At 67.5% G+C, this 24523-nt stretch carries 23 protein-coding genes and 2 tRNA genes; 14 read left to right on the top strand and 11 right to left on the bottom strand.

The window, feature by feature from the left end; genetic code table 11:
• Positions 1-47: 47 nt before the first annotated feature.
• The 3 genes from FHS28_RS04465 to FHS28_RS04455 all read left to right on the top strand — a co-directional run bounded on the left by FHS28_RS04465 (position 48) and on the right by FHS28_RS04455 (position 3758).
• Positions 48-707: a response regulator gene (locus tag FHS28_RS04465; RefSeq protein ID WP_088448904.1), complete on the top strand. Its 660-nt coding sequence runs from the start codon at positions 48-50 to the stop codon at positions 705-707.
• Positions 704-2050, top strand: a complete 1347-nt coding sequence (locus FHS28_RS04460; protein ID WP_088448905.1) for an ATP-binding protein — start codon at positions 704-706, stop codon at positions 2048-2050. Before FHS28_RS04465 ends, FHS28_RS04460 begins: the two co-directional genes overlap by 4 nt.
• A gap of 88 nt (positions 2051-2138) precedes the next feature.
• Positions 2139-3758 carry a DegQ family serine endoprotease gene (locus FHS28_RS04455; protein ID WP_246409478.1) on the top strand — a complete coding sequence of 540 codons (1620 nt, stop codon included), beginning with the start codon at positions 2139-2141 and terminating at the stop codon, positions 3756-3758.
• Positions 3759-3847: 89 nt separating this feature from the next.
• On the opposite strand, the gene FHS28_RS04450 is transcribed toward FHS28_RS04455, so the two are convergent.
• On the bottom strand, positions 3848-4159 hold the full coding sequence (locus FHS28_RS04450) for a c-type cytochrome (RefSeq protein ID WP_088448906.1): 312 nt from the start codon (positions 4157-4159) through the stop codon (positions 3848-3850).
• Between the two features lie 246 nt (positions 4160-4405).
• On the opposite strand from FHS28_RS04450, the gene FHS28_RS04445 reads away from it, so the two are divergent.
• The 6 genes from FHS28_RS04445 (at position 4406) to FHS28_RS04420 (ending at position 8267) form a co-directional block, all read left to right on the top strand.
• Positions 4406-4657 carry a TIGR04438 family Trp-rich protein gene (locus FHS28_RS04445; RefSeq protein ID WP_088448907.1) on the top strand — a complete coding sequence of 84 codons (252 nt, stop codon included), beginning with the start codon at positions 4406-4408 and terminating at the stop codon, positions 4655-4657.
• A gap of 405 nt (positions 4658-5062) precedes the next feature.
• Positions 5063-6142 (top strand): tetratricopeptide repeat protein, encoded by a 1080-nt coding sequence (locus FHS28_RS04440; RefSeq protein ID WP_088448908.1) that lies wholly within the window; start codon positions 5063-5065, stop codon positions 6140-6142.
• A gap of 141 nt (positions 6143-6283) precedes the next feature.
• The gene (gene lgt, locus FHS28_RS04435) at positions 6284-7120 is read left to right on the top strand and encodes a prolipoprotein diacylglyceryl transferase (protein ID WP_088448909.1); all 837 of its coding nucleotides are present in this window, start codon (positions 6284-6286) and stop codon (positions 7118-7120) included.
• 15 nt (positions 7121-7135) lie between these two features.
• Positions 7136-7882, top strand: a complete 747-nt coding sequence (gene dnaQ, locus FHS28_RS04430) for a DNA polymerase III subunit epsilon (protein ID WP_088448910.1) — start codon at positions 7136-7138, stop codon at positions 7880-7882.
• 127 nt (positions 7883-8009) lie between these two features.
• A tRNA-Val gene (locus FHS28_RS04425) sits at positions 8010-8084 on the top strand.
• 108 nt (positions 8085-8192) lie between these two features.
• Positions 8193-8267: transfer RNA gene (locus FHS28_RS04420), tRNA-Val, on the top strand.
• A gap of 118 nt (positions 8268-8385) precedes the next feature.
• Here FHS28_RS04420 and FHS28_RS04415 read toward each other — a convergent pair.
• Positions 8386-8718: a HipA domain-containing protein gene (locus FHS28_RS04415; RefSeq protein WP_184294137.1), complete on the bottom strand. Its 333-nt coding sequence runs from the start codon at positions 8716-8718 to the stop codon at positions 8386-8388.
• Between the two features lie 72 nt (positions 8719-8790).
• Here FHS28_RS04415 and FHS28_RS04410 point away from each other — a divergent pair, with 72 nt between their 5' ends.
• Positions 8791-9657 (top strand): NUDIX hydrolase, encoded by an 867-nt coding sequence (locus FHS28_RS04410; protein ID WP_088448911.1) that lies wholly within the window; start codon positions 8791-8793, stop codon positions 9655-9657.
• 14 nt (positions 9658-9671) lie between these two features.
• Here FHS28_RS04410 and FHS28_RS04405 read toward each other — a convergent pair whose 3' ends face one another.
• Positions 9672-10415, bottom strand: a complete 744-nt coding sequence (locus tag FHS28_RS04405; protein WP_088448912.1) for an arginyltransferase — start codon at positions 10413-10415, stop codon at positions 9672-9674.
• Between the two features lie 99 nt (positions 10416-10514).
• Positions 10515-11300 carry a leucyl/phenylalanyl-tRNA--protein transferase gene (aat, locus tag FHS28_RS04400; RefSeq protein WP_088448913.1) on the bottom strand — a complete coding sequence of 262 codons (786 nt, stop codon included), beginning with the start codon at positions 11298-11300 and terminating at the stop codon, positions 10515-10517.
• Between the two features lie 55 nt (positions 11301-11355).
• Here aat and FHS28_RS04395 point away from each other — a divergent pair, with 55 nt between their 5' ends.
• Positions 11356-11703, top strand: a complete 348-nt coding sequence (locus FHS28_RS04395; protein ID WP_088448914.1) for an ArsC family reductase — start codon at positions 11356-11358, stop codon at positions 11701-11703.
• 13 nt (positions 11704-11716) lie between these two features.
• Entirely contained in the window at positions 11717-12403 is a 687-nt protein-coding gene (locus FHS28_RS04390) for a riboflavin synthase subunit alpha (protein ID WP_088448915.1), read from the top strand.
• 205 nt (positions 12404-12608) lie between these two features.
• Here the strand turns inward: FHS28_RS04390 and FHS28_RS04385 are convergent, their stop codons facing one another.
• Positions 12609-14342, bottom strand: coding sequence for an asparagine synthetase B family protein (locus FHS28_RS04385; RefSeq protein ID WP_088448916.1), 1734 nt, complete (start codon positions 14340-14342; stop codon positions 12609-12611).
• 172 nt (positions 14343-14514) lie between these two features.
• Between FHS28_RS04385 and FHS28_RS04380 the strand changes: the two genes are divergently transcribed.
• Both FHS28_RS04380 and FHS28_RS04375 read left to right on the top strand, forming a co-directional pair.
• Positions 14515-15603: a glycosyltransferase family protein gene (locus FHS28_RS04380; protein ID WP_184294135.1), complete on the top strand. Its 1089-nt coding sequence runs from the start codon at positions 14515-14517 to the stop codon at positions 15601-15603.
• Between the two features lie 56 nt (positions 15604-15659).
• Positions 15660-16910 (top strand): glycoside hydrolase family 99-like domain-containing protein, encoded by a 1251-nt coding sequence (locus FHS28_RS04375; RefSeq protein ID WP_088448918.1) that lies wholly within the window; start codon positions 15660-15662, stop codon positions 16908-16910.
• 16 nt (positions 16911-16926) lie between these two features.
• Here FHS28_RS04375 and FHS28_RS04370 read toward each other — a convergent pair whose 3' ends face one another.
• Genes FHS28_RS04370 through FHS28_RS04345 form a run of 6 tightly spaced genes read right to left on the bottom strand, consistent with a single transcriptional unit; the run spans position 16927 to position 24523 of the window.
• A complete protein-coding gene (locus FHS28_RS04370; RefSeq protein WP_088448919.1) occupies positions 16927-18342 on the bottom strand; it encodes a 3-deoxy-D-manno-octulosonic acid transferase in 1416 nt (471 codons plus the stop codon).
• A complete protein-coding gene (locus FHS28_RS04365) occupies positions 18335-19786 on the bottom strand; it encodes a lipopolysaccharide biosynthesis protein (RefSeq protein ID WP_088448920.1) in 1452 nt (483 codons plus the stop codon). Before FHS28_RS04365 ends, FHS28_RS04370 begins: the two co-directional genes overlap by 8 nt.
• Positions 19783-20991 (bottom strand): GNAT family N-acetyltransferase, encoded by a 1209-nt coding sequence (locus FHS28_RS04360; RefSeq protein ID WP_088448921.1) that lies wholly within the window; start codon positions 20989-20991, stop codon positions 19783-19785. The genes FHS28_RS04365 and FHS28_RS04360 overlap by 4 nt, the downstream gene beginning before the upstream one ends.
• A gap of 11 nt (positions 20992-21002) precedes the next feature.
• On the bottom strand, positions 21003-22340 hold the full coding sequence (locus FHS28_RS04355; protein WP_088448922.1) for a glycosyltransferase: 1338 nt from the start codon (positions 22338-22340) through the stop codon (positions 21003-21005).
• A 15-nt stretch (positions 22341-22355) separates the two neighbouring features.
• A complete protein-coding gene (locus FHS28_RS04350; RefSeq protein ID WP_184294133.1) occupies positions 22356-23597 on the bottom strand; it encodes a DegT/DnrJ/EryC1/StrS family aminotransferase in 1242 nt (413 codons plus the stop codon).
• A gap of 14 nt (positions 23598-23611) precedes the next feature.
• Positions 23612-24523, bottom strand: a complete 912-nt coding sequence (locus FHS28_RS04345; protein WP_184294131.1) for a hypothetical protein — start codon at positions 24521-24523, stop codon at positions 23612-23614.

The following is a 24523-nucleotide window of genomic DNA, read 5'->3' as shown; positions in this document are numbered from 1 at the left end:
AGGGGGGCGGCCTCGTCCCGAGGTGTCCCTCGTGCACAATCTGGCCCATGCGACTCCTGCTGGTGGAAGATGACGCGATGATCGGCGAGCAGCTGCTGGAGCTGCTGCGCGCCGATGGTTACGCGGTGGACTGGGTCCGGGACGGCGAGATGGCCGATGCCGCCCTCCAGTCCCAGACCTACGACCTGGTCCTGCTGGATCTGGGCTTGCCCAAACGCGATGGCATGCAGGTGCTGCAGGGCCTTCGCGCCCGCAAGCAGACGATGCCGGTGCTGATTGCCACCGCCCGCGATGCGCTGCAACAGCGGGTGGCGGGCCTGGATGCCGGCGCGGACGACTACGTGCTCAAGCCCTTCGAGCTCGACGAGCTGCTGGCACGCATCCGCGCGCTGCTGCGCCGGGCGGCCGGCCGGGCCGAGCCGGTGTATGAGCATATGGGCGTCACCATCCATCCCGCCACGCGGGAAGTCACCGCCCACGGTCAGCCGGTCACCCTGTCCGCCCGCGAATGGGCGGTGCTCGAGCCGCTGATCGCCCGGCCCGGCATGGTGCTGTCGCGTCAGCAGCTGGAAGAAAAGCTGTATGGCTGGAAGGACGAGATCAGCAGCAATGCGGTGGAGGTCTACATCCACGGCCTGCGCAAGAAACTGGGCGCCGAGTTGATCCAGAACGTGCGAGGCGTGGGCTACCGCGTACCCAAGGAATGAGCGTGCTGCCGCGTTCACTCCGTTATCGCCTGGTGCTGTTTCTGTTTGGGGCGATGCTGCTCAGCGCGCTGGTGCAGGGCGGCAGTGCCTATCGCAATGCACTGGCTGAAGCCGATGAGATCTTCGACTATCAGATGCAGCAGGTGGCGCTCTCCCTGCGCGCCGGCATGGGCACGGGGCTGCCCCTGCCGCTCGGGGAAGAGCAGAGCATCGACCTGATCGTGCAGGTCTGGGGTCTGGATGGCACCCCGCTGTACCGCTCCGCCGGGCCGGACTGGCTGCCGCAGCGGGCGGTGCTGGGCTTTTCCAATGTCGAGCTCAAGGGCAAGCGCTATCGGGTGCTGGCCATCCAGGGGCGATTCCAGGTGGTGCAGGTGGCCCAGGACCTGTCGGTGCGACAGCGCATGGCGGGCCAGCTGGCGTGGCGCACGGTGCTGCCCACCGGCATGATGCTGCCGCTGCTGGCGATGGTGGTGTGGTGGGTGGTGAGCTACTCACTCGATCCGCTACAGCGGGTACGACAGCAGATCTCCCGGCGGGCGGCGCAGGACCTGTCGCCGGTGGATGCCGGTGATCTGCCCAGCGAGGTGGAGCCGCTGGTCACTGAACTCAATGCCTTGCTGGACCGGGTGCGGCAGGCCTTCGAAACCCAGCAGCAGTTCGTGGCCGATGCGGCCCATGAATTGCGCTCGCCGCTGGCGGCGCTGAAGCTTCAGCTGCAGGCCCTGCGGCGCGCCCCGGACGAACAGGCCCGCGCCCAGGCCACCGAGCGGCTGGCGACGGGCATCGACCGGGCGGGGCGCCTCATCGAGCAACTGCTGGCCCTGGCCCGACAGGACAGCGCCAAGGTGCAGGCCCCGCCGCAGGTCATCGCGCTGGACGAGCTCTGTCGCGATGGCGTGGTGGAGACCAGCACCCTGGCGCAGGCGCGTGGCGTCGACCTCGGGCTGGGCCGGTGCGACCCGGTCCAGGTCAGCGGCCAGCGGGACGCCCTGCAGATCCTGCTGCGCAACCTGCTGGACAACGGCGTCAAATATGGCCACAGCCAGGTGGACCTGAGCCTGGAGCGCACCGCGCATCAGGCGCTGGTGGTGGTGGAAGATGACGGCCCGGGCATTCCCGATGCGGAACGGGCGCGGGTGTTTGACCGGTTCTACCGCTCCGAAGCCCAGGCCCAGCTGGCGCCGGGCAGCGGCCTGGGACTGGCGATTGCGCGCAGCATCGCCAGCGACCACGGCGCGACCTTGAAGCTGGGGCACAGCACCGCGCTGGGGGGGCTTCGGGTCGAGCTGGCGTTTCCGCTTCTGCCGGACCCGATGCAGCCGTCCCTGGCCAGGACCTGACGAAGACTTGGATCGCTTAAGAAACGTCTAAGGGAGCCCCTTCACACTTCAGCCATCGACTCTGACTTACCTCAAGGAGGTGATTCAAATGGCTCAAGTGGAAAAGATGATTTCGGCGAAAAAACTGGTGTGGGCGCTGGCCGCCGCAGGCGTGCTGGGTGCCACAGGCGGTGCCCTGGCCATGCGCAATGCCAAGACCGTCCCCGAGGGCGATGCCCCCGCCGCCACTGCGTCGTCCGACAGCGGTGCGGGCGCCAACGGCGCGTCATCCGCGACCTCCGCCGGTGCAGCCGGTTCCCTCGAGGGCGCCCAGGTCGCGGCCGTCACCACGCCCATGGCTGGGGCTGCGGCCGCCACGGCCACGCCGCCCCCGGCCGGCCTGCCGGACTTTGCCCAGATCGCCGCCACCCAGGGCCCGGCGGTGGTCAACATCAGCGTCTCGGGCACGGTCAAGGCCCGCAGTTCCCGCATGCCGCAGATGGATCCGGACGATCCCTTCTACGACTTCTTCCGCCGCTTCGGCATTCCGGGCGGCCCCGGCTTTGGCGGTGAGCCGGACGGTGGCAGCCGCCAGATCCGCGGTCAGGGCTCGGGCTTCATCGTCAGCAATGACGGCGTCATCCTGACCAACGCTCATGTGGTGCAGGATGCGCAGGAAGTGGTGGTCAAGCTGACCGACCGGCGCGAATTCCGCGCCAAGGTGCTCGGCAGCGACAAGTCCACCGACGTGGCGGTGCTCAAGATCGAGGCGAAGAACCTGCCGACCGTGCGCCTGGGCTCCGCCAAGGACCTGCGTGTGGGTGAATGGGTGCTGGCCATCGGCTCGCCCTTCGGTTTCGAGAACAGCGTCAGCGCCGGTGTGATCAGCGCCAAGGGCCGATCGCTGGGCCCGGAAGAAAGCCGCGTGCCCTTCCTGCAGACCGACGTGGCCATCAACCCAGGCAACTCCGGCGGCCCGCTGTTTAACGCGCGGGGCGAGGTCGTGGGCATCAACTCCCAGATCTACAGCGCCTCGGGGGGGTATCAGGGCTTGTCCTTCGCCATTCCGGTGGAGGTGGCCAACAAGATCCGCCAACAGATCCAGAACGGCGGCAAGGTGCAACATGCCCGACTGGGGGTGATGGTCCAGGAAGTGAACCAGGGATTTGCTGACTCGTTCAAGCTGGATCGCCCGGAAGGCGCGCTGGTGGCCAATGTGGAAGAGGGCAGCCCGGCGGCCAAGTCCGGGCTGCGCCCCGGGGATGTGATCCTGAGCTTCAAGGGCCAGCCCATCGTGGCCAGCGGCGACCTGCCGGCCCTGGTCGACCAGTCCAGCCCCGGCGACCGGATCGCGATGGAAGTCTGGCGCGGTGGCAAGCGTGAACAGCTCAATGTGACGCTCGGTGATGCGAATGACCGCGCCAACCGTCAGGCGAAGAGCGACGACACGCCGTCCGCCGCACAAGGCAAGCTGGGCCTGGCGCTGCGTCCGCTGCAGGCGGAGGAGCGGCGTCAGCTGGGCATCCGCGAAGGTCTGGTGATTGAGGAAGTGTCCGGTCCGGCGGCGCGTGCGCAGGTGCGGCCCGGGGACGTGCTGCTGGCGGTGAACGGCACGCCGGTGCAGTCGGTGGAACAGGTCAAGAGCCTGTTGCAGCACGCTGAAAAGTCGGTGGCCCTGCTGGTGCAGCGAGGCGGCGACAAGATCTTCGTACCGGTGCGGATCGGCTGATCCGTCGGGTAGAGAAGAACGACCAGGGAGGCCTGGTCGTTGCTCCGAGGGGGCTCACGTGTGGTGGCGTGAGCCCCCATTTTCATGGGTCACTTGGTGGTGAGGATCCACTTGACGAGGGTTTCGGCTTCGGCCGGGCTCACCTGCGTATTGGCCGGCATCGGCACCGGGCCCCACACACCGGAACCGCCCTTGATGACCTTCTCGGACAGCTTCTTCACAGCGTCCTTGTCACCGGCGTACTTGGCGGCCACATCCTTGTAGGCGGGGCCGACCAGCTTCTTGTCCACCGCATGGCAAGCCATGCAGTTCTTCTTCTGGGCCAGTTCCTGGTTGGCCAGCGCCGGGGTGGCGAAGGCCGCAGTCAGCAGGGTGGCGGAGGCGATCAGGGCAATTTTCATGGCGTCCTTTCAGTCGTTCCGGGAGGATACTCGGAAGGAAACGGTTGGAAACGGTCGAAATTCGGTGGGCCCCAATCGGTTCCTTTTCGCTACATTTCAGGCCGCCGGACCGCCTGCACCTTGGGGTGCGTCGGAAAAGCGGCAATATGAAACAAGCGCAAGGGCTTGGCTGGGGCATGCCGGGCTCAAAAGATTGTAGTGTCGGGTCCGCCGCGCGGTGGCGCGTCGGCCCAGAGGAGAAAAGGGATGTGGTTGATCGTCGTTGGGGTGTTGCTCCTGTTGATGAAGGTGGCCGAGGTAGGACCTGGGGCCGACCTGAGTTGGTGGTGGGTGCTGGCGCCCTTCGGTCTGGCGGTGCTCTGGTGGGAATTTGCTGACAAGACCGGCTACACCCAACGCAAGGCCATGGACCGCCTCGACGAACGCCAGAAGGCGCGTCGCGAGGAGGCCATGACCAAGATCGGGACGTCCGACAAGCAGCGCCGTCGCCGTCGCTGAGCCTGGCCACGGCCGCCACGAGCGCGGTCGCCACCAGCGCGGCAAGCATGCCGGTGGCCAGCGGGGCGGTGGTCTGTGTTCGCCCAAATGAAGGGGACCTGCGGGTCCCCTTTGTGTTTGGTCAATGAATGACCGACCCATCCAGTTCAGTTGTGCGGGTCTTGTGTGGTCATTCCGTGTCAGGACTGCGCGCGGCGCGCCCCGCCGTTGCGGGTTCTGCGGCGCCCTGTCTGCACGAGGTGCCTCTGGGCCGTTGAAGCACGGCGGCAGGCGATAAGCTTGCGCCGACGGCCCGAGCGTGCGGCTGGACCGAAGGTTCAGCATGGATGCTCAGGCACATCAGATGCTCCCACCCCGCTGCATGGTTCCCATGCGAAGAGAAGCGGCGCGACACAAGGTGACTTCATGAATGGCAAGACCCGACACAGTTTTCCGCAGCCGATACAGCCGCAGCCGCAGCGGCAGGTGGGGCAGACCCGGCGCGCCGGTCGTGCCTGGCTGGCCGGCATGCTGCTCGCGCCCGCGCTGATGCTGGGCGCGTCGGCTGCCGAAGCGGCGGTCTTCAAGGACAGTACCCTCCAGAACCTGCTGGACAACGGCCAGGCGGACCAGCTTGAAAAGGTGGCCAGCCAGCGCTTGAAGTCCCAGCCGGATGACCCGCAGGCCACCGCCGCCCTGGCGCTGGCCCAGCTGGATCTGGCGGATGGCAATGCGCTTCGGCAGAACATCCAGCGGCTGGAGCAGTGCGTCCAAAAAACGCCTCAGGAGGCGAGTTGCTCGTACGCCCTGGCCCTGGCCCTGGTGATGCAGGTGCGGGGCGGCAGCAAATTCAAGGCCCTGGGGGCGCTCGGCCGGGTCAGCGAGCTGATGCAAAAGGCGATGAGCCAATTGCCGGATGCGCCGGAACCGAGAAGCGCGCTGCAGCAGTACTACCTGGCGCTGCCCGGCTTCATTGGCGGCGGGGAATCCAAGGCCCGGGCGCTGGAACAGGGCGTGCAGGACGACGATCAGCTGCGCCTGATGCGCGCCCGGGTGGCCGCTTCCAAGAAGGACTGGGCGGCGATGGAGCGGGAACTTCGCGGCGTGCACACCCGCCGTCCGGAGCTGCAGCTGGAACAGCGGGTGCTGGGCAATGACCTGGGTCGGCAGTGGATGCATGACCGGCAATTCGCCAAGGCGCGGAGCTGGCTGGAAGAGCTGTCCCGCCAGCAGCCGCAACAGGCGATGCCGCTGTACGGCCTGGGCCGGGTGCTCGACGCCATGGATGACCATGATGGCGCCGTCGCCGCCTACGAAAAGGCCAGGACCCTCAACGGCGCGGAGCAGTTGGCGCTGGATCACCGCATCGGCATCGCGCTGCAGGACAAGGGCGACAAGTCCGGTGCCCGGGCGGCCTTCGAGCGCTATCTCACCAATCGCCGCGCCAGTGCGAGCAATGTCGAGGACTGCCGCCGCCGCCTCGCGGAATTGGGCGCAGCCACCTGAGATCCGGTCGGCGCAGGTCTTGCTGACGCTGGCGCCGGCTCCCCAACGCGCCGGGCACCCTGACATGGGGGCGAGGAGCGCGTGGCGCCGCCTGGCGCCGCACTATGATTCGGCACCTCGCCGACGGCCGCACCCATTCGCATGACTCCTCCGCTGATCCATCCCCAGTTCGACCCGGTCGCCTTCCATGTGTTTGGATGGCCCATCCATTGGTATGGCCTGACCTATCTGGCGGCCTTCGGCCTGTTCCTCTGGCTGGCCAACCTTCAGGCCAGAAAGCCCTGGAACGCGCAGCGCGGCTGGACCCGACAGGGCGTGGACGATCTGCTGTTCTTTGGCGTGCTGGGCGTGGTGCTGGGCGGCCGCATGGGCTATGTGCTGTTCTACAAGCCGGCCGAATTCCTGCAGCACCCGCTGAACATCTTTGCGGTGTGGCAAGGCGGGATGTCCTTCCACGGCGGGCTGCTGGGCGTGATTGCCGCGCTGGCCTTCTTCGCGTGGCGCCGAGGCTTCAAGTTCCTGGAAGTGGGCGACCTGGTGGCGCCGTGTGTGCCGACGGGTCTAGCCATGGGACGTCTGGGCAACTTCATCAACGGCGAGCTCTGGGGCCGTCCCGCGGATCCGTCGCTGCCCTGGGCGATGATTTTTCCGCAGGCGCACGACATGGTGCCCCGCCACCCGTCTCAGGTCTATCAATTCCTGGGAGAGGGGCTGGCACTGTTCATCATCCTGTGGCTGTTCGCGCGCAAGCAGCGGCCGCTGGGGGCGGTGTCCGGCCTGTTCCTGATCGGATATGGCGCCTTCCGTTTCATCGCTGAATACTTCCGTGAGCCGGATGACTTCCTCGGCCTGCGCGCTTTTGGCTGGAGCCAGGGGCAGTGGCTGAGTGCCCCGATGGTGCTGATCGGCATGTTGATGATGGTGTGGGCCTATCGCCGTGCCCGCACGGTGGCGACGCCGTCGGTGGCGCGTCCCTGATTTTGAAGTGAAGACATGAGACAGATCTTTTTCGATACCGAAACCACCGGCCTGAATCCGGAGTCCGGCGACCGCGTGGTGGACATCGGCTGTGTGGAGATGATCAACCGGCAGTTGACGGGCCGGCATCTGCACTTCTATCTGAACCCCGAGCGGGACATGCCGGAAGAGGCCTTCCGCGTTCACGGGCTGAGCAGTGAATTCCTGTCGGACAAACCCAGGTTCGCGCAGATCGTCGATGAACTGCTGGAGTTTCTTCGCGGCGCGGATCTGGTGGCTCACAACGCGTCTTTTGACGTGGGGTTCATCAATGCCGAGCTGAAACGGTCCAGGCGCCCGCTGCTGCACGAGGTGGTCGGGAGCGTGACCGACACGCTGCTGATGGCCCGGGACATGTTCCCGGGCAAGGCCAACTCGCTGGACGCCCTGTGCCGCCGGCTGGAAGTGGACAACAGCAACCGCGGCCTGCACGGCGCGGTGAAGGATGCGGAGCTGCTGGCGGAGGTGTATATCCGCCTGACGCGGGGTCAGGACTCGCTGGTCATCGACGATTCGGAATCGTCTTCGCAAGGGCAGGGTGGGGAACTGGAGGTGGCGGCGATCGACCTGAGCAGCTTCCAGCTGCCGGTGATCACCGCGACGGCGGAAGAACTGGCGCTGCACGACAAGGTGCTCGCAGACCTGGACAAGGCCAGTGGCGGCCATCGCATCTGGCAAGTGCCCGCGCCCGCGGCGGATGCGGTGGCGGCTGCCGCGTTGTGAAGCAGTTGGTGCGATTAACAAAATCGTCATTCGACCGGTCTGAATAAATCGCCGTGAAGTTCTTGAGCAGGCCTGAATTTCCATGGCATACTCTTGGTCTTTCGCGGCGAGCCCGAAGCAAGAAATCGGGCGGTTAGCTCAGTGGTAGAGCACTGCCTTCACACGGCAGGGGTCGCAGGTTCGAACCCTGCACCGCCCACCAGGTTGGTTCATGGTCTGCATGGCAAATGAGATCAACCAGGAACGCGTCGCGAAGAAATCCCGGGAAACTGGACGAGCCGGATGTCTCATGCATCGGCAGACAGATACCGGGCGGTTAGCTCAGCGGTAGAGCACTGCCTTCACACGGCAGGGGTCGCAGGTTCGAACCCTGCACCGCCCACCAGAACGAAAAAGCACCTGGCAGCCCTGCCAGGTGCTTTTTTCATTTCAGGACCTGAGGTCTGCCATGGCGTCTGCAAGTTGGCCTGCCAGGCGCTCTGCGGAAAGCGTCGCCATCCCGTTCAGTTCTGAATCACTGCAGCCATTCGCGCGATGTCGCTGCGTGCCAGTCCGAGTTGAGAGGCAGTGAGCTGCCAATCGCCGAGTGCGGCATCTATTTCCTGAAGGATCTTCCTGGCTTCTGAATCATTGACTCGATACAGCTCTGCGCACGCCATGGCCGCACCCACGTCCGGCTCGGTCGTGTAGCCGTCAAGGGTCAGGGTGTGTGCGGCCTTGTAAGGATTGGGATTGATGTCGTAAGCCGGGGCGAGGCGCCAGCCGGTCTTCACGCGGATGAATCCGTGATTCCGGAGATGATCGTCTCGATTGCCAATGCGGACGTTGAACAGCACGCGGCGGAACAGCTGCGCCAGATCGGAATGTGATGTAGCGCGTGCTGAAGGTGTCGATTCACAATCGCGGACATGAAGTTCCCTTCCGCCCCACTCACCGTCCTGCCCGCGCCACTGGCTGCCGCACTGCAGCGTTGCTTGTCCCGCGCGCAGCAGCCGGTGCCGCAGGGGTTGATGCGCTTTCTGGTGGGGGACTGGCCGGTGGGCTGGATCCACCCGATGCGGATCCCTGCGCTACAGGCGTGCTGGCCGGAGCTGCACCTGTCCCCAGGGCTCGCGCGCTGGGATGCGTCCGGGCTCGCACCGGCCCAGCGCTCGGAGCGCATCGGCATCGTGGCGTCGGCCTTGCGTGAGCGGCAGGCCATCACCGGCTGGCGCGATGAAGCCTTCGCCTGTGAGCAGCCCGTCAGCGACCCTTGCGCAGAGCGAGGGGAGATGCTCTTTGCCCTCGAACGTGCGGCCTTTCGCTTCTTTGGCCTGAGGAGCCGCGCGGTGCACATCAACGGCTTTCTGCCGGGCGGGCGGCTGCTCTGCGGACGCAGGGCGATGTCCAAGGCGACCGATCCCGGACGGCTCGACAACCTCGCCGCCGGCGGCGTGCCGGTGGGAGAAGCCTTCGATGCCTGCGCGCAGCGCGAGCTGTGGGAAGAGGCCGGTGTCCCGCTGGGCCTGAGCGCTTTGCTTCAGCCGCGCGGTCAGCTTCGCAGCACCCGCATGACGCCGGAAGGTTTGCACGACGAAGTGCTGCACATCTATCACCTCGTGCTGCCGCCCGGCTTCGTGGCCAGCAATCAGGATGGGGAAGTGAGCGAGTTTCTGTCCTTCGACCTGGAGAGCCTGGCCCAGCGGCTAATGCGGGACGAGTTCAGCGTCGACGCTGCCGCAGTGACTGCTTGGGGGCTGATGCACCCGGAGGGCGGTGCCGACCTGCGCGCGTGATCCACACCCAAGCGTCAGCCCGGCAGACCTTGCCCGCTCTCCACGCGCTGCCACCGGCCTTCCCGCAGCAGCTCGTGCGGCAGGAAGCGCGCCTTGTAGGCCATCTTGTCACTCTGAGCGATCCAGTAGCCCAGATAGAGATGGGGTAGCCCCAGCTCCCGGGTCTGCCTCAGCTGCCACAGCACGTTGTAGGTGCCATAGCTGACCTTGGCCTCAGGTTCGTAGAAGGTGTAGACCGCCGACAGGCCGTCACTCAGGATGTCCAGGATCGACACCATCTTCAACGAACCATCCGGCGCCCGAAACTCGACCAGACGCGAATTGACCCGGCTCTGCAGCAGAAACTGGGTGTATTGGTCGACGCTGTCATGATCCATGCCGCCACCGCTATGGCGTCCGGCCTGGTAGCGCAGATAAAGCTGATAGTGCTCGTCGCTGTAGCCCAGCCGCATCACCCGCGCCTGCAGGTCGGCATGTTGCGCCCAGGCGCGGCGCTGGCTTCGATTGGGCCGGAACTCGACCACTGGAATCCGCATCGGCACACACGCCTTGCAGCCATCACAGTAAGGCCGGTAAGTGAACATGCCGCTGCGGCGGAAACCGGCGGCGACCAGCGTCGAATACGCATCCGCATGGATCAGATGACTGGGCGTGGCCACTTGCGACCGCGCCTGCCGGTCCGACAGATAGCTGCACGGATAGGGCGCGGTGGCGTAGAACTGCAGCTCGGATAGCGGGAGTTCCTGAGGGTGGGTCACGGCGGTGCGACGCGGTTAAAAACGCTAAAAAACGCTGAACGACGATGCTGAGCGACAGCGACCGGACGAAAACACGACATCCAGGCGCTCATTTCTTGCTCAACTCTCCTGAACGGTGCGTCCATCGTCCAGTGAGGCATCAGCCTCCTCACCGGCCTCCAGATGGGCCCACAGGCGAGGATGATAGGTCCAATCCCGGGGGGCTGGCTGTCCCACGTGGCTGGCCAGGTGCGCCTCAAAGGCCTCCCGCGCGACCGGCGCCGCACCCAGCGAGGCCAGATGGCCGGTCTGCTGCTGGCAGTCGATCCACGGAATCTGATGCTCGCGGCACAGGCAGACGAGCGCTGCCAGAGCGATCTTGGAGGCATCCGTCCTGCGCATGAACATCGATTCCCCATAGAACATGCGCCCCAGGTTGACGCCATACAGGCCGCCCACCAGTTCGCCGTCCATCCAGGTTTCGACGCTGTGAACGGTGCCTTCCCGGGCCAGCTGCAGATAGGCGCGCTGCATTTCCGGGAGGATCCACGTGCCGTCCTGGCCGTCTCGTGGGGTGCTCGCACACGCTTTGAGGACGGCTTCGGTGGCAGTGTCCACCCGGATGTCGCAGCCGGGCGTGCGCCGGAATCTGGCAATCGTCTTGCGGAGCGACCGGTACAACTTGAAGTTGGCCGTCTGCAACACCATCCGCGGCTCAGTGGACCACCAAAGGATGGGTTGTCCCTCCCCATACCAGGGGAAGATGCCCTGAGCGTAGGCCGCCCGCAGACGGTCCGGGCGCAGGTCGCCGCCGGCGGCCAGCAGGCCGGGGGCGTCGCTGCGCGGGCCGAGCGCGCGGCGCGTGGGGGGGAAGTCCAGAGAGTCGTCTTCGAGCCAGGGGATCATGGCTTCATGGTAGCGTGACGGCCTTTGTTTCTGCTGTCTGCCCACCCGTTTCACCATGATCACCGTCTACGGCATTCCCAACTGCGACACCGTCAAGAAGGCCCGCACCTGGCTGGATGACCAGGGCCTGGCCTACCAGTTCCACGACTACAAAAAGCAGGGGGTCCCTGCAGACCAGTTGCCGCACTGGCTGGAGACGCTGGGCTGGGACAAGGTGCTGAACCGCGCCGGCACCACCTGGCGCAAGCTGGACGAGGCCACCAAGGCGGGCGTGACCGATGCGGCGAGCGCAGCCGCGGTGATGCAGGCGCAGCCGAGCGTGATCAAGCGGCCGCTGGTGGCCTGGCCGGATGGCCGCCTGAGCGTGGGTTTCTCGCCCGAGCTGTTTGCTTCCCATCGTTGATCAAGGACCGTTTATGTTTACCGGCATCGTGCAAGGCATTGCCTCCGTTCACCGCATCACCGACAGGGAAGGGCTGCGCAGCTTCACCCTGGAGTTCCCGAAGGGCTTCTGCGAGGGGCTGGAGATCGGCGCCAGCGTGGCCTGCGACGGCGTCTGCCTGACCGTCACCGAATTGCGGGGCGACACGCAAGCGGACTTTGATGTCATGCAGCAGAGCCTCAACCTGACGACGCTGGGTCGGCTGGGGGAGGGGGGCCACCTGAATGTGGAGCGGGCGGCGAAGGAGGGTGCGGAGATTGGCGGGCATCCCTTGTCCGGGCATGTGGACTTCATGGCCAGCATTGCCGAGATCCGCCAGCCGGCCAACAACCATGTGCTGCGGATTGCGGTGCCGGCGCCCTGGATGCGCTACATCTTTGCCAAGGGCTATGTGGCGGTGAACGGCGCGAGCCTGACGGTGGCCGAGGCGCATCGCGAGGCGGACGGCTCTGGCTGGTTCGAGGTGTGGCTGATTCCCGAGACGCTGCGGATGACCACCTTCGGAGAGAAGGGCGTGGGCGCGCCGCTGCACATTGAGATTGAGCGGCAGACGCAGGTGATGGTGGACACGATCCGCGACGCCGTGGCTGAGAAGGTCGGCGCGCTCCTGCCCGCCCTCAAGGCCTTCGCCCAGGAAAAGGGCATCAACCTGGATCTGTAGCCATCGCCCGCACTTCCGCCTCAGCGCCCAACCCAGCCACACCCGTGGAACTGACTCCGCCAGCCCACCGGCTGGCGCCCTTTGGGGACCCACTCCAGCCCGGCGCAGCCTGGGCGCCCCTCCAGCAACAGCCGTGGAACCGGCTTTGCCGGGCCACCGGCTGGCGCCCCTTGGGGGCAGGAGCGAAGCGACTGGGGGGCCAGGTTCATAGCCTGTAATTGGGGCGATGGCCGCGGAGCCACTGCTCCAGCATGATCAGGATCCAGACCATTTCGCCGTAGTAGCCCGGGTGCTCCCGCAGGCGATGCTTGAGCAGGCTGTCAATGAAGTCCGGGCGGACGATGTTGCGGGCCGCCAGGCTGCCCAGTGAATCTGCCGCCAGGGCGGCCAGACCTTCGTCCCGCGTGGCCCACACCCCGAACGGCAGGCCGAACCCCTGCTTCTTCTTGGTGATGATCTCGTCCGGCAGGAAGCCCTTGAGCGCGTCCTTGAAGAACCAGCGCAGTTGCAGGCCCTTGAGCTTGAACGAGGGCGGCAGCCGCTGGGCAAAGGCCAGCAGCCCATCATCCAGCATGGGGAAACCCACCTGCATGCCGGCCAGGCCCGTGGTGCCCACTACCTTGGGCAGGTCGGTATCGGCCAGCGTGTAGCGCCAGTCAAAGGCCAGCATCCGGTCCACCAGATGCGCGCCCTGCGTGGTCGCCCACACTTCCCGCTGCTGCTTCTGTGGCGCCAGCGGATCCACCCGTGCCAGGAACTCTCGCTCCAGTACCTGCGATTGCCCCAGGCGCGTCAGCAGGTTGTAGCTCTGCAGCCGGTCCGGCATCGGCACCCGCGCCTGGTCCACATAACTGGCGCCTTTCTTCAACAGCGGCAGTCGCCCCAGGGGCGAGCCCAGCAACGGCTGCAGAAGCCCGCTGCGCAGCGGCCCCGGAATCTGGTCATACCAGCTGAACACCGTCTGCTTGGCGTACCGGGTGTTGCCGCCAAACAGCTCGTCGCCGCCGTCCCCGGCCAGCAGTCGAAGCACGCCGTCTTCATGCGCCACCCGGGCGCAGTAGTACGCTGGCAACGCGGAGCTGTTGCCAAACGGCTGGTCGTAATGGGTGGCCACCTGGGCGATGCCGTCCACCAGGTCCCGCGGCGTCACGTAATACTCGTGATGGCGGCAGCCGAAATGCTTGGCGGCAATGCGCGCAAAGGCCATCTCGTCGTAGCCCTCGGCCTCGAAGCCGATCGAATAGGTGTCCGCCGGACGACCCGCGACCCGGCTGATCATGCCCGCCACCGTCGAGCTGTCCGTGCCGCCGCTCAGGAAACAGGCCGCATCGGTGCCGTCCAGTTGCCGGCGAACGGCGCCTTCCAGCAGCCCGAGAAACTCCTGCTTCAGCGCCGGCAGGTCCTTCACCGGCTCGGGGTGGAAGGTCGGCACCCAGTAGGGCTGGATCCGCAGCTGACCGCGCTCGAAGATCGCCACATGGCCCGGCGGCAGGCGGTAGACATCCCGGAAGATGGTGCGTGGCGCCGGGATGACGTGGAAGTAGAGATAGTCGAACAGCGCCTGAGGGTCGAGGTCGGCCACCGAGGTGCCGCCGTGCTCGTCCGGCACTTCGGCCAGCGCATCCGCCCGGGTCGCGAAGTGCAGCTGCTGACCGACCACGCGATAGCAGAGCGGCTCGATGCCGAACCGGTCGGTGGCCAGCATGGTGCGGCCTTCCGCCTGACGCCAGGCCACCGAGAAACGTCCACCCACCTGCGCCAGCCCCTGCACCGGATCCGATTGCATCAGCAGCGCCTGCCACGGCCGGGCCAGTGACGCCGATCGGTCCGCAGCCCCTGCGCCGGACGATCCCGGCGCGGCCAGGGCATCCACCGCGCCAGTGACGGACGCTGGAAAACGCGGCTGACCGCTACAGAAAAAGGTGTCGCGAACTGACATGGGCCTCCCAAGTGCGCGGCGATTATCAGCGTGCCCCGGCCGGGACGTCCCGCAAAGCGGTTCATTCCACCCATCTTGGGGGCCTGCGAAGGGGGGCATTCCCCTCAATCAGGGCGGGGGCGGGCCCACAATCGCGGGTTTTCGCGCCGCAGTCAGGCGCCCGGAGTGAGTGTTGCAGGTCCATTGGTTGCCCCATGCCTGGAACCCGGCCTATGCCGGGGTCCGTCTGCGCTGCCTGATGCCGCAAGGCGCGCTGGCCCGGCAAGGGGTGCGCTCGCGCCTGTTGCAGGACGGGCAACCGCTGCCGCGCGAGGGCGTGGTGGTGGTGCAGGCCAAATGGCTGCTGGATGCTGGTACCCCCGAAGGCTTGCGCAGCCGCACCACGGTGCTGCAGCAGGCCCGGGATGCGGGCGCCGTGCTGGTGCTCGACAGCTTCGACAACTATTTCCTGAACGAATCCGGCGATGCCGCCCGCGCGCTGTTGCTGCAGGCCTACCGCGAGGCGCTGCCGCTGTTCAAGGCCTTCACCGTGTCTTCGCCCGGACTGCAGCCGCTGTTGCAGGCCGAGCTGCCGCCCGGGACGCCGGTGCATGTGGTGGGCGACCCGGTCGAAACGCCCGATGCGCTGAGCACTTATGAGTCCTGGTGGCGACGCCACCATCCCGGCCGCTGGTCCGGTCACTGGCGCGCGGCCCAGGAGCTGCGGGAGCACCGCCATGCACGGCGCCAGGCGCGCCAGCTGCTGTGGTTCGGCAACCATGGCAGCGCCTACGCGGCGGGCGGCATGTCGGAACTGGACCGCATCCTGCCCATGCTCAATGCCGTGGCGAAGGACCAGCCGCTGCGGCTGACGGTGGTGAGCAACTCCGAGCAGCGCTACCGGGAGGTGCTGGCCCCGGCCACCTTCGAGCACCGCTATCGCCCCTGGGACCGGCTGCACTTCCTGCGCTTGATGGGGGAGCACGATCTGGTGCTGCTGCCAGCGCGGCTGACGGCTTTCACCGTCGCGAAAAGCAACAACCGCATGCTGCTGGCTTTGGCGCAGGGCGTGCCGGTGATGACGGACCCGTTGCCCGACTATCTGCCCTGGCGCGACTACTGCGCCATGGACGACTGGGAGCAACTGGCACGGCATGTGCATGACCCCCGGCCGCTGGCCGCCCGTGCCAGCGCCGCCATGCCCGCGATTGCGCGGGACTACTCCACCTCGGCCATTGCGCGGCAATGGCTCGACCTGCTCACACGGATCCAGATGCAATGAAAACGGCATCCGGCGCGTCAGCTGACGCCACACCCCGCCCAACCCCCGGCGCTCCAATGAGCACTCCATTGGATGCTCCATTGGGTGCTCCATCCGGCGTCACAGAAGGCGTCACATCCGGCCCTACGGCGGGCTCTGCACCCGTTGCGATCCCCAACGCGATCGCCGACCCCGTCGCCAACACGACACCTTCTTCTTCCGCACAGGACCCGCTGCTGATTTCCATCGTCCTGCCGCAGTTCCACCCGATTCCGGAGAACGACGCCTGGTGGGGCACCGGCTTCACGGAATGGCGGAACGTGGCCAAGGCACGCCCGCTCTACAAGGGTCACCACCAGCCGCAGTTGCCCGCGGACCTGGGCTTTTATGATCTGCGCCTGCCGCAGGCCCGGGCAGCGCAGGCCGCGCTGGCGCGTCAGTACGGCATCGGCGGCTTCTGCTACTACCACTACTGGTTCAACGGCCGACGCCTGCTGGAGCAGCCGGTGGAAGCGATCCGCGCGAGCGGCGACCCCGACTTCCCGTATTGCCTCGCCTGGGCCAATGAAAACTGGACCCGCGCCTGGAACGGCCGCGACCGTGAAGTGCTCATGGCGCAGCACTACAGCGCCGAAGATGACGAAGCCCATCTGCGCACGCTGCTGCCGCATTTCCGGGATCCGCGCTACATCCGCATCAACGGCAAGCCGCTGTTCATCGTCTACAAGGCGGACCACCTGCCGGATCCGCAGACGACCTTCGGCCGCTGGCGCGAGATCGCACGCCGTGAAGGGGTGGGGGAGCTGATGCTGGCGCAGTTCGAATGGAGCGGTGCCGGGTCCGGCAGCGACATCCGCGACGTGGGCCTGGACCTCTCGATCGAATTTGCACCGGACTGGCGTCAACTGGGCGGCCGGCACTTCACCGGCTGGAAGTCCAGGCTGGCGATGCAGCTTGGCCTGCTGCCCAAGGCATACGGACAGCACAACTTCTACGACTACCAGCGGATGGTGGACCGGGTGCTGGCCAAGCCGACGCCGACGTATCCCTTCATGCGCTGTGTGAGCCCCGGGTTTGACAACACCGCCCGGCGGCCGCAAGGCGCCACGGTGCTGATGAACAACACGCCGCAGGCCTACCAGCGCTGGCTGGAGTCGGCGCTGGCGTGGACACGCACGCACCAGCCGGCCGGGCGTCAGGTGGTATTCATCAATGCCTGGAACGAATGGGCGGAAGGCAATCACCTGGAGCCCGATCTGCGCGACGGGCACGCCTACCTGGCAGCCACGCGCGAGGCCCTGGCGCGGGCCAGGGCTGCAGCGCGCTGACCCGTCTCGGCCGATCTCAGCGGGTCTTGGCTGTTCCGGCTGCCCCAGCGGCGTGTTCCGGGCGACGCGTGGTGCCTTCCGCGCCCATCCACGCGAGACACGCCTGCTGATGGCGCAGCACCGACCCCCGCAGGTGCGACAGCACCTCTTCAGTTCGACGCAGATCCTCCTGCACCGACGCGGCACCTTCAAGGGCCGAGCGCCAATAGGCATGCAGCGCCGCTTCATCGGCGCAGCTGTGCAGCACGCCCTGGTCGCGCAGCAGGCGGTACACCGGATACGACGGGTAGGTTGTGTTCCAGCCTTCCTGGATGGTGAGCGGCTTGCCCAGTCCCAGGGGCTCGAGCACGTTGTGGTCCACGCCCACATGGGCCACGCTGGCCGCGGCGTAGAAGTCGCGCAGTTCGCCAACGGTGTCGAGCACCAGGCAGTTCACTGCCTCCGGCAGCGGCGCATCGGGCACGGCCGAGCGCCGCACCCAGCGTAAACCGGCGGCTTCGATCTGGGCCAGCAGCGCCTGCAGACGTTCCTTGTTCTCTGGATGCCGCGGTGCCAGGATCAGCAGCGCCTCGGGATGGTCCCGCCGCAGCCGCTGGAAGGCGCCCAGCACCGCCTGCTGTTCCGGCAGCTCGGTGACGCAACCGCCCACCACCGTCGGACGGCGGGCCGCGAGCAGCGCCCCCAGCAGGCCGGGGCTGCGCGCCTGTGACACCTGCCAGTGCGGACGCTGCATGGCATCGAATTTCATGTTGCCGGTGACGACCAGCCGCTGTGGATCGGCCCCGCGATCCGCGAGGGTCTTCGCGGTGGCATCGTCCTGCACACACAGCACATCCAGCGAGCGCAGGAAGTCCCGCTCCAGCAGTTGACGCTCGATCTGATCCAGCCGCGCCGGCGGCTCGTAGTGATAAAGCCAGCCATTGAGCAGCAGCGTGGCCGCTCCGTGCCGGCGCGCCTGCCGCAGGAATGCGTAGGAAAACCGGCAGGGCGCATCGGACGGCAGACACGGAATTTCCGCCAGCGCCAGCACCTGCGGCGGCAACTGCTCAGCAAGCTTCTGGGCATCCAGACTGTGGCCGCGCGTCAGGCAGACCACTGCGTGGGGCAGGCGTGCCAGATAGGCGTCCTGGTAATGCGCATGTTCGGTGATCAGCACCGGCCGCAGATCCGGCCGCTGGGTCACCAGCCACTCCAGCATCGGCGCCACCGCATTGAGCTCGCCGATGGTGGTGATGTAGAGCCACATCGCGGGCCCGCGCGCCTGCGGATCGGACAGAGCGAACACGCCCTGCGTGTTGTTGCCGCGCCAGTCGCTCAGCCGCTCCAGAGCACGGAAGGCGGACCATCGCAGCGCTTCGCCAATGCCCGCCCGGCGGCGTGACGGCGCGGGGCGGGCCAGGGTGGGCGCACGGTTGGTGAGAAGCTCAGGCATGGCGACTCCGCAAGTGACTCAGCGCCCGGCGCAGTTCACCCATCACCGGGTGATCCAGCCACAGGGCGCAGGCGATCCAGGACGCGGTACCGGCCACGATGCACACCAGCAGGCGCGGCAGCAAGGGCAGGCTCCACTCCATGCAGGCCAGCTCCGCCAGGGCCAGACCGGTGCAGCAGCCCACCGCCAGCTTGGCGCTCGCCCAGCTGGGGCCGAACAGCTGCCGCGGCGTGGCCTGCAGCACGGTGGTGAGATGGTGGGTGTACAGGCTGGTCTGCACCAGGTTGCCGATCAGGAACACTGCCGCCACCGCCTTGAGGCTCCAGAAGGACGCCACCAGCACGCAGATCAGATGCAGCGGCCCATACCAGAGCGCCACCGTCAGGCGGCGCTTCACATGACCCGTCGCCGCCAGCGCATTGGGCGCCAGCACGGTCAGGGCGTAGGGCATGGCCGAGATCGCCAGCAGGGTGGCCAGCGGGGCCGCATCGACCCATTGCTGACCGAACAGCAGGGCCAGCACGTCGCGCGAGAGCAGGGCCACGCCACCGAAGAACGGCCAGGCCACGCCGCTGTAGATGGCGGTGCCTTTGGCGTAGGGGCCGATCAGGCTGTGACCGGCGCGGTGGTCGGCCGCGAAGGCGGGGGTCGCCACCCGCAGCACGGCGGAGCTGACGGTGGTGGCCAGCAGGTCGATCAATCCGGTGGCCCGGCTGAACAGACCCAGCGAGGTGAAGCCGAACTGCTTCCCGATGATCAGCTCATGCCCGTTGCGCGAGCCGGACTCGACCAGCCGGGAAGCGGTGAACATCGCACCGAAGCGCAGCTGGCGCCCGGCGCCCCGGAGCCGCGGCCACAGCAGCGCCTCACGCGGTCGCAGCCACACCAGAATGATCACCTGCATGGCGATGCCGGCGACCGGGCCCCAGGCCAGGCTCAATGCGCCGTAGCCATGCCAGGCCAGGCCGATGCTGGTGGCCGCATTGGCGAGATTTGCGGCGACCTGCACCACACAGACCGTATGGAATGCCATCTCGCGGTTGAGGAGGGCGAAGGACGGCGACGCCAGCGGCAGCATCACGAAATTCAGGCACAGCACCAACAGCAGGTCGGCCAGCAGGGGCTCCCGGTAGTAGTCCGCCAACAGGTGTCGTCCCAGGAAGATGGTCAGCGCCAGGCCCCAGGCCATCATCAGCGTGATGGTGAAGGCGCTGCGCAGCTTCTCGCGGTCCAGCTCGCGCTCCTGAATCAAGTATTCGGAGACGCCGAAATCCCGCAGGATGGAGGCGAGGTTGGTCACCACCGCGCACAGCGAATACACGCCCACCTGCGTCGGGGTGAGCAGGCGGGCCAGGATCATCGTGGTGGGCACGGTGATCAGGAGACTCAGATAGCGCTCGGCGAACGACCAGGCCAGCGCGCCACGGACAGATCCTTGCGTCATGAAGGCGAGGCTTCCGTGGTGGTGGGGGGTGTGGCGGACACCGATGCCGCGGGCGCGGGAGTGGCTGGGGCCGGCGGAGACGCATCGGCGGCGGCCTCGCGTCGCGCCGAGAGGGCCCGATGCAGGGACTGTACCCAGCCCCAGCGGTAGCAGGTGCCGTGATAGACGGAGCGCGCTTCAGCGGTCCAGCGGGTGTGCCATTCCATGACCTTGCCGTAGAACTCGATGCGCCGCACCGGCCCGCCGGCAGCCGCCTCGCTGAACATCTCCTCGAACTGCTGCTGTCGCATCAGGGTGGAGGGCGACACCGCCTTGTGGGCTTCGTCGTAGGCGGTCTTCAGGATGACGATGCAATCGCCGCCGAGGATGCACAGGTCCATCGCGACCACTTCGTCGTTGAAGCGGTACTGATAGAGGCGGGCGCGGCCCAGGCGGCAGAAGTTCTGCAGCATCCGGAGGTAGAACGCATATTGCGGATGGCCGGGCGCAATGGCCGTGCCTTCATTGCCCTTCCAGCCGCTGGCCTCCAGGCGGCCGTAATGGGCGAGGGCCGGGGCGACGTCGTCCGGGTGGGTGAGGCATTCCAGGCGCGTCTGAATGCCGGAGGCTTCCAGCTTCTTCTGCTGCTTGCGGATGTTCTGCCGCAGGTTTTTGCCGCGGGCTTCCCAGTACGCCTCGAAGGGGCCGTCGATGTCGACCCAGGCGGTGTCGATGTAGTCCTGGCCGCGCCATCGCGCCGTGTCAGCGGGGCGAGGGTGGTAGAGGCTGTCGAGCTGGGTGAGGCCCACGGCGAGCGTCAGGCCGGGCAGGGCGCGTGCCAGTTCGGCGGCCAGCGGCTCCAGGGCCGCGCCGCTCTCGCTGAGCCAGGCGCCCAGCGGCAGTTGCGAAGGCTGGAAGGTGGTCCACTGACCGCGACCGCCCTTGGTCAGCAGGGCCGCCGCGGTCGGGGCCTGGACAGGACCGCGAAGCGCCAGCAGTTCGTGGCCGGTGCCGAAGGCGGCAAGCAAGGGTTGAAGGAAAGCGCTCTCCAGGAACGGCAGACCGCCAAGGCGGAGGGACGAGGAAGTCCCTTCCGTCGCAGCGGGGTGCGTCGGTGCGGTTCCGCCAGCGCTGGCAGGCGCCAAGCGGGCCAGCAGCCCGTCCCAGGCGGCGGCATGCGCGCCAAAGGCGTCGGCGGTGGGCAGGGGATGGATCGTCCAGGTCATGGCGGACTCGCTCAAGGGGTGTCGGGCAGCGGCTGGCGCTGGCCACGGGGGTTCGGGGCGGACGCCACCGCTTCGTCCAGCACACGGGCCAGTTCGGTGGTGCGGGCGCGGCGGGAACAGCTGCGGACCAGTGCCGCCTGCGCCCGGGGGGAAGCAGGCAGCTGCCAGTCGTCCAGGAATCGGTCCAGGGCCGTGTGGATGGCGGCGGCGTCTTCCAGTGGCGCCTGATGCGGCAGGCCGGCGCGCCGCATCAACTGCGCCGTGTCGCCGGCGGGGTCGGCCAGTGTCAGGACCGGACGGCCGGCGCGCAGGTATTCATAGGCCTTGGCGGGGATCTGGTCGTTGCAGTCGCGGGACTGCAGCAACAGCAGGCCGTCGGCGGTCAGCATTTCCGACAGGGCCTCAACGTACGGCAACGCGGGCAGCACCTGCACCAGGTCGGCGACGCCATGCTGGGCGGCGAGTTGGCGGACGAAGTCGTCGTGGGCGGTGGCGCGCAGTCGCAGCTGGAAGCTGACGGGGGACAGGCGCCCAGCGGCACGGGCGGCGGCCAGCGCCTGAAAGAGGCCGGCCGGGCTGCGCCAGTCCGGATACACCACGCCGCTGTGGAGCAATATTGTCGGAGCTGATGAGGCCGCCCTGGCCGGTGGTGCGGGCGGTGAACCTCCCGCAGCCGCAGCCGTGTGGGCCTGTGCCTGTGCCTGTGCCTGTGCTGCCTCAAACGCCTCTTCGCTGTACCCGTTTTCGATCACCCGCACCCGGTCCGCCGCATGCGGATAGCGCTGCGCATACAAGCGCGCTGCGCCCGGCGTGGTGAAAGTCATGCGCCGTGCGCGCGCAAACACCCGGCGCTCCACCGCCTCAAAACTGCGCCACAGCACCGGGTCGGCGGGGTAGCCGTCATGCGCCATCGGGTCCCGGAAGTCCGCCACCCAAGGCAGGCCGGACAGCCGCGCCAGCGTATGAGCGATGCGATGCGCCGTCGGAATCGGATAGGTACTCCAGATCACATCCGGCCGTTCGCGCCGGATCATCGCCAGACCGGCGGGCACGGCACCCCACTGCCAGCTGGTCCAGCGGTCCGGGCGGGCGAAGGCGCCGGGATACCGTCCGGCCACCGAGAGCTGGCGGGCGGCATCCAGTCCAAAGGCGCGGCGCACCGTCATGCCTGCCGGCACCTCGTCCATCAAGTCGGCGGCCGTGCGTTCGTAGGCGCTGGGCTGGACCGTCAGCACGCTGGGCGTCCAGCCTTCTTCCGGCAGTTGCTGGGCAAAGCGCAAGGCGCGCTGCACGCCGCTCGTTCCCGCCATCGGCGGAAACTGGAAGCTGATCATCAGCACGCGTTTCATGGGCGGTCCGCGGGCTCAGGCGCCGAAGAGGCGACGCACCTGCACCACGATGGCATCCAGTTCCTGATCACTCAGGTCCTGATGACACGCCAGCTGCAGCACATGGTGGGACCAGGACACGCCCGCATCCCCGTCGATCGACGGAACGCCCGGCCAGAGCCGGTCCCAGCGGGAGACGGGGACGCCCAGGCGGCGCATTTCCAGGTAGCCGGGGTCCGGCGTGCGGACCCACAGCGGGAAGACGTAAGGCGCGCTGTCCGCCGGCAGTTGCGGTCGCAGCGGGCGGAAACCGTCGTTGCCTTGCAGGGCTTGCAGCAGGCGCTCGTAATGGCGGCGGCGGGCCTGGACGATGCGCTGACGGGGAATCTCGGTCGAGACCCACGCGCTGGCGCGCGTCAGAGCGCGGTGCGACAGCGGCAGGTCGATGAGCGACATATTGGCGTCGACGGCGTCGTCGAGCGTGTCCATCGCGGGTGCAAGGGCAGGCGATGGCGAGGGGCTGGATCGGGTGGGGTTCGCGCTCGGTGGCGCCGACCCCGTCGACATCCGCGGAGCCTGCGGGCGACGCAACAGGCCGCGCAGCGCAAACACGCCGCGGATCAGCCCGTTCAATCCGGTGAGCCGATCATGGCTGGCGCCCATGTGCAGGATGTCCGCAGCGGCCTTCACCTGCTGGATCAGCGGTGCCGGCGTCAGAAGGGGCATGTGCAGGTCGGGCCGGTTCAGCGCCAGCACGCCGCCTTCGGGCGCAGGGAAGAACTTGGTCAGGCTGGCAATGGCGACATCGCCCCATCCGCCGACGGCCCGTGTGCCGCTGCGGCCAAACATGGCGTGGGCGCAATCTTCGATCAGCGCAATGCCGCGTGCGTCGCACCAGGCGCGGGGGCTCTCCATCGGCTGCGGCAGGCCGAAGTAGTGGGTGGCGAGCATGGCCTTGGCCTGACGGGGCGCGTGCTGCTCCAGCCAGTCCAGCCGTGGGGCGCCGGTGTCGTCGATGGGGTAGAAGACCGCCTGCGCACCCAGGGTCAGCACCGGCGCGACCATCGTGGGGCAGTGATACGTCGGCACCAGCACCACATCGTGGGGGCCGACCCCGACGCACTCCAGCGCCAGCAGGATGGCCGCGCGGCCGCTGGTGGTGAGCTGGTGGCGGGAGTGGTCCAGCAGGCTGGGCAGCGTTGCGTCGCGGGCGCCCCGGAAGGTCTGCCAGCCCATGACAGGCAGGCGCGGGGCGAGGGGCGTGGAGGCGCTGGTCATGGCAGAACCCGTCGTCATGCCAACGAGGCCCGGGCGGGCGCGGATGCGGCGCCCAGCGCTGCGGACATGGCGGCGGCTGAAGAAGCCGATGGCGCCTGACTTTTCGGCGCTGCGCCCTTCGCTTCCGACGCTGCATCGGACGCTGCGCTGGGCGCTGCACCTGCCGGGGGGGCGGCGGGCGCAGCGGGCGCGGCTGGCGTGGCGGGTGAAGGGGCGCCGACAGGCGCGGACGCGCCATCCTCCGGCAACACCAGATCGCTCGGCCAGCGGTTCATTGCCTGCAGCCGCTGCCGAAGCGCCGGGTGCTTCATGCCGGCCGCGTAGCTGCGGCGGGCCGCGTCCACCGCCATGTCCACCTCATTCAGGTCCAGGGCCACCATGCCGAGGTTGTAGACGGTGAAGGGGTTGTCGCCGGTCTGCCTGGCGGCCTGCTGCAACTGCACCTTGGCATCGGCCACCCGCTTGTTCTCGTTGAGATAGGTGGCATAGAGCAGGCGCGCGATCGCGTCTTCCGGGCGCCAGACCAGCGCGCGGCGGAAATAGCAATCCACGGTGTAGCGGGCGTCCGGCGGCTGCGACTTCCGGGTCAGCTCCCCATAGCGCATCATCGCCACCAGGGCGCGATGGTGGTTGGGGAAGGCACGCAGGGTGTAGTCCAGATCCGCACCGATGCTGCCGCGCTTGCACTTGAACAGGGCCTCGCAGGTGTCGATGAAGTGGGCGCCTTCCACCAGCTGCAGCGGGGACATCTCCTTGGTCACCGGGTCGATCGGTGGCAGGTCTTTCCAGTCGCGGTAGTCGTGCGGGCCGTAGTTGTTGGCCAGGCTGCCGCAACCCGCCAGCGTCTGTGCGCTGCTGTGGGCCATCAGCATCACGCCGCAGACGCCGATCAGCCAGCGGCGCGCAGAGCGGGGCATTCCAAACAT

It is taken from the genome of Roseateles terrae, assembly GCF_014192155.1.
In the GTDB taxonomy this organism is placed as follows: domain Bacteria; phylum Pseudomonadota; class Gammaproteobacteria; order Burkholderiales; family Burkholderiaceae_C; genus Roseateles; species Roseateles terrae.
This window is presented reverse-complemented; position numbering and strand designations above follow the sequence as displayed.

What these genes read in the sequence shown, in the direction of transcription:
- FHS28_RS04465 (WP_088448904.1), top strand. Translation starts at nt 48, where the DNA reads ATGCGACTCCTGCTGGTGGAAGATGACGCGATGATCGGCGAGCAGCTG.
- FHS28_RS04460 (WP_088448905.1), top strand. Translation starts at nt 704, where the DNA reads ATGAGCGTGCTGCCGCGTTCACTCCGTTATCGCCTGGTGCTGTTTCTG.
- FHS28_RS04455 (WP_246409478.1), top strand. Translation starts at nt 2,139, where the DNA reads ATGGCTCAAGTGGAAAAGATGATTTCGGCGAAAAAACTGGTGTGGGCG.
- FHS28_RS04450 (WP_088448906.1), bottom strand. Translation starts at nt 4,159, where the DNA reads ATGAAAATTGCCCTGATCGCCTCCGCCACCCTGCTGACTGCGGCCTTC.
- FHS28_RS04445 (WP_088448907.1), top strand. Translation starts at nt 4,406, where the DNA reads ATGTGGTTGATCGTCGTTGGGGTGTTGCTCCTGTTGATGAAGGTGGCC.
- FHS28_RS04440 (WP_088448908.1), top strand. Translation starts at nt 5,063, where the DNA reads ATGAATGGCAAGACCCGACACAGTTTTCCGCAGCCGATACAGCCGCAG.
- lgt (WP_088448909.1), top strand. Translation starts at nt 6,284, where the DNA reads ATGACTCCTCCGCTGATCCATCCCCAGTTCGACCCGGTCGCCTTCCAT.
- dnaQ (WP_088448910.1), top strand. Translation starts at nt 7,136, where the DNA reads ATGAGACAGATCTTTTTCGATACCGAAACCACCGGCCTGAATCCGGAG.
- FHS28_RS04410 (WP_088448911.1), top strand. Translation starts at nt 8,791, where the DNA reads ATGAAGTTCCCTTCCGCCCCACTCACCGTCCTGCCCGCGCCACTGGCT.
- aat (WP_088448913.1), bottom strand. Translation starts at nt 11,300, where the DNA reads ATGATCCCCTGGCTCGAAGACGACTCTCTGGACTTCCCCCCCACGCGC.
- FHS28_RS04395 (WP_088448914.1), top strand. Translation starts at nt 11,356, where the DNA reads ATGATCACCGTCTACGGCATTCCCAACTGCGACACCGTCAAGAAGGCC.
- FHS28_RS04390 (WP_088448915.1), top strand. Translation starts at nt 11,717, where the DNA reads ATGTTTACCGGCATCGTGCAAGGCATTGCCTCCGTTCACCGCATCACC.
- FHS28_RS04385 (WP_088448916.1), bottom strand. Translation starts at nt 14,342, where the DNA reads ATGTCAGTTCGCGACACCTTTTTCTGTAGCGGTCAGCCGCGTTTTCCA.
- FHS28_RS04375 (WP_088448918.1), top strand. Translation starts at nt 15,660, where the DNA reads ATGAGCACTCCATTGGATGCTCCATTGGGTGCTCCATCCGGCGTCACA.
- FHS28_RS04370 (WP_088448919.1), bottom strand. Translation starts at nt 18,342, where the DNA reads ATGCCTGAGCTTCTCACCAACCGTGCGCCCACCCTGGCCCGCCCCGCG.
- FHS28_RS04365 (WP_088448920.1), bottom strand. Translation starts at nt 19,786, where the DNA reads ATGACGCAAGGATCTGTCCGTGGCGCGCTGGCCTGGTCGTTCGCCGAG.
- FHS28_RS04360 (WP_088448921.1), bottom strand. Translation starts at nt 20,991, where the DNA reads ATGACCTGGACGATCCATCCCCTGCCCACCGCCGACGCCTTTGGCGCG.
- FHS28_RS04355 (WP_088448922.1), bottom strand. Translation starts at nt 22,340, where the DNA reads ATGAAACGCGTGCTGATGATCAGCTTCCAGTTTCCGCCGATGGCGGGA.
- FHS28_RS04350 (WP_184294133.1), bottom strand. Translation starts at nt 23,597, where the DNA reads ATGACCAGCGCCTCCACGCCCCTCGCCCCGCGCCTGCCTGTCATGGGC.
- FHS28_RS04345 (WP_184294131.1), bottom strand. Translation starts at nt 24,523, where the DNA reads ATGTTTGGAATGCCCCGCTCTGCGCGCCGCTGGCTGATCGGCGTCTGC.